Raw genomic sequence first — 1,473 nt, forward strand, 5'->3', positions numbered from 1 at the left:
CGAACAGAAAGCAGGAGGTCTCCAGAACCGTCCCTACCAGGACAAGCTGGAAAGCATCCAGCTGCACCACCTCCAGGTGGTACACGATGGAAAGCACTGTGGACATAGAAAACGCCAGGGAAAAGACAAATCGGAACAGCAGGTAGACAGAATATGCCTTTGAATTTTTAGCAAACATGAAGTTACATTCTCCTAGTATAATAATGGTGTAGTCAAGAACGACTACTGGTTAATAGTTACAAAGTCCAATCTAATAAATCTATATAGATATAACGGAAGGAGGAGTTCCCCCTCCATCAGAAGTTATAGGACATATTTACCGTGTCTGAGGTTTCCTTAATGCACCAGACAAAATATAGAGGTATAATCACTGAAGGCAGGATCATTGACGTTTCCTCCTTGGGAGCCGGCCTTCTGGCTGGCGATACCTCTTAGAAAGTCTGTCAATCCTTTCGGTGGTGATTTATGTTTTGGCTGGTTGGGAAGCCTCAGGCTATACCTGTATAAGCCGCTAGGTTGTGTATCCACCCTTTGGAATTGGATGCCTGCCGGAAAGGATATTACTATGCACTATCAAAAAGTACTCAAGATGCCTGAAGCGCAAGCAGGACTGTTATATCTGCGGCAACTACAAGAAACGCACCCATGACTGTACGGCGCACTTTATCCGCACCGACCTCTTGACCGCTGGTGTACTCTCCAATCTGCGGAAAGTGACCAGCTATGCGGCAAAGCATGAAGCCCGGTTTATGAAGCTCCTGATTGAGCAGAACGAGGACGGGGGCAAGCGCAGGAACGCCGCCAAGAAAAAGGAGCTGGAAGCCACCGAGAAACGCATAGCCGAGTTATCCGCTATCTTCAAGCGGCTGTATGAGGACAGTGTGACCGGGCGCATATCAGACGAGCGTTTCACAGAGCTGTCGGCAGACTATGAAGCAGAACAACGGGAGCTGAAAGAAAGAGCCGCCGCTATCCAAGCGGAGCTTTCCAAAGCACAGGAAGCCACCGTGAACGCAGAAAAGTTTATGAATGTTGTCCGGCGGCATACCAGCTTTGAAGAACTTACCCCTACTCTGCTGCGGGAGTTTGTAGAGAAAATCGTTGTGCATGAGTGCAGCTATGACGAGAACAAGACCCGCAGACAGGACATTGAGATTTATTATTCTTTTGTTGGCAAGGTGGACTTGCCCGAATAACCGCCCGACCTATCCGACACAAGAGCTAAGTGCCGGATAGGAACGGCAAAATTTTTTACACTTCTATTACTTCTTTATCGCACATCAATATACATTTAGGGGGTGAAAAAGCCTTATTTCGCGCGGTTTTCAAGCCTCGTTTTCGGTGGGGTAATATAAAAACCCTTATCTTTACATTACCTTCTGAAACATATGGCGCACCTTGTCCAGGCGGCTGTTTGGACGGCGGGGCTGGATGACCGGCTGACCGACAGCGGCCTGATATCCTTTCAGCTCT

2 pseudogenes are annotated in these 1,473 nt (G+C 48.1%); one reads left to right on the forward strand and one right to left on the reverse strand.

Features of this window, described 5'->3' with window-relative positions:
• Window positions 1-178, reverse strand: a pseudogene (locus tag ACTNB1_RS14780) (MFS transporter); the annotation flags it as partial.
• Window positions 179-596: 418 nt separating this feature from the next.
• Here ACTNB1_RS14780 and ACTNB1_RS14785 point away from each other — a divergent pair.
• Window positions 597-1,196 (forward strand): annotated as a pseudogene (locus ACTNB1_RS14785) (DUF4368 domain-containing protein); the annotation flags it as partial.
• Window positions 1,197-1,473 lie beyond the last annotated feature (277 nt).

This window comes from Flavonifractor sp. HCP28S3_F3 (assembly GCF_052065355.1).
GTDB lineage: Bacteria > Bacillota > Clostridia > Oscillospirales > Oscillospiraceae > Flavonifractor.